Consider the following 1,179-nt stretch of genomic DNA (forward strand, 5'->3'; position numbering starts at 1 on the left):
GGCGTCGGCACGGCGCAGGGACCCGCCGTGTCGTCGCCGGCCCCGTCGGGTGCCACGACCGCGCCCGGCGACGGCACCGGCACCCGGCCGGTGGCCATGCAGCAGCTGGGGCAGGACCGGCTGCTCGCGACCGTCGCCTTCACCCGGAAGGCCTGGGGGACGAGCGTCGACCTCACCTGCGCCTACGAGTCGGGCCGCGGCTACACCCCGGGCGCCCCACCGGCATACGAGCTGGTGGTCCAGCAGGCCGACGGGACGACCCAGCAGGTGGCGACGTGGCGGGCGGTGCCGGGCCGGGAGATGAGCCTGCAGGGTGCGAGCTCGTGGAACCGTGCGGACATCGCCACGGTCGAGGTGCGCACGGCGACGGGCCGCCCGGTGCTACGGCTGGCGAGCTGAGCACTCGCGCCCGGTGCTACGGCTGGCGAGCTGAGCGCTCGCGCCAGAGCGCAACGGTGCCGGCGACGAGGGCGAGCAGTTCGGAGAGCCAGCCGAGCACCTGGTCGGTGCCGGTCCAGGTCTCGTGCACGCTGAACAGGCCCACCGTCGCGGCCAGCGTGAACGCGATGAGCGTGGAGGCGCCGAATCCGATCGCCCCGAGGAGCGGCAGCCAGTGCCGCCACACCAGGACGGCGACGGCGATCACGAGGCCGCCGACGGCATTCAGCAGGAAGAGCGGGCCGATCACGCTGATCGAGTCGTACCCCCGGAACCACAGCCACAGGTGGACGCCGGCCGACACCAGCACTCCGAGAGCTGCCGCGGCGCGCCATGCCAGCGTGCCGCCCCTGGTCAGGTCCATCGTGCGGGCTCCTCGTTCGCTGGTGGTCATCGTCGTCTCCTTGGCTGGACGTGTGCTGTGAGTCGTCCGGCGGATGCACGGCACGTCTCTGTGGACGACACGAGCCAAGGCGCCGGTCGGTTCAAGTCGGATCGGCGGTCCGCCGGACGCGGCCACTCTGGCCGATTCCGGCGAAGGGCGTTGAACCTCCCTGCGACCGGCGCCGTGTCCATCGGCATGCGACCCGACACGCGACCCCCGGAGCGGCACACCCCATCGATCAACCGTCGCCAGGTGCTGGCCGGCACCGCGACGCTGGCGGCCGGCCTGGTGGTCACGGCCGGATGCAGCTCGGGGTCGTCCGGCGGCGCGGCCGAGGACACCGGCGGTGCGCGGCC

Annotated in this window: 1 protein-coding gene and 1 pseudogene; one reads left to right on the forward strand and one right to left on the reverse strand. The window is 73.6% G+C overall.

Going from position 1 to position 1,179, the window contains the following annotated elements:
• A pseudogene (locus tag FRW57_RS21820) lies at positions 1-399 on the forward strand (hypothetical protein); the annotation flags it as partial.
• Positions 400-415: 16 nt separating this feature from the next.
• On the opposite strand, the gene FRW57_RS21825 reads toward FRW57_RS21820, so the two are convergent.
• A complete protein-coding gene (locus FRW57_RS21825; RefSeq protein ID WP_202911348.1) occupies positions 416-832 on the reverse strand; it encodes a hypothetical protein in 417 nt (138 codons plus the stop codon).
• Positions 833-1,179: the final 347 nt, after the last annotated feature.

The sequence above is a fragment of the Segeticoccus rhizosphaerae genome, assembly GCF_009192725.1.
Lineage (GTDB): Bacteria > Actinomycetota > Actinomycetes > Actinomycetales > Dermatophilaceae > Segeticoccus > Segeticoccus rhizosphaerae.

Coding starts and splice junctions, on each gene's coding strand:
- FRW57_RS21825 (WP_202911348.1), bottom strand. CDS start 832: ATGACCACCAGCGAACGAGGAGCCCGCACGATGGACCTGACCAGGGGC.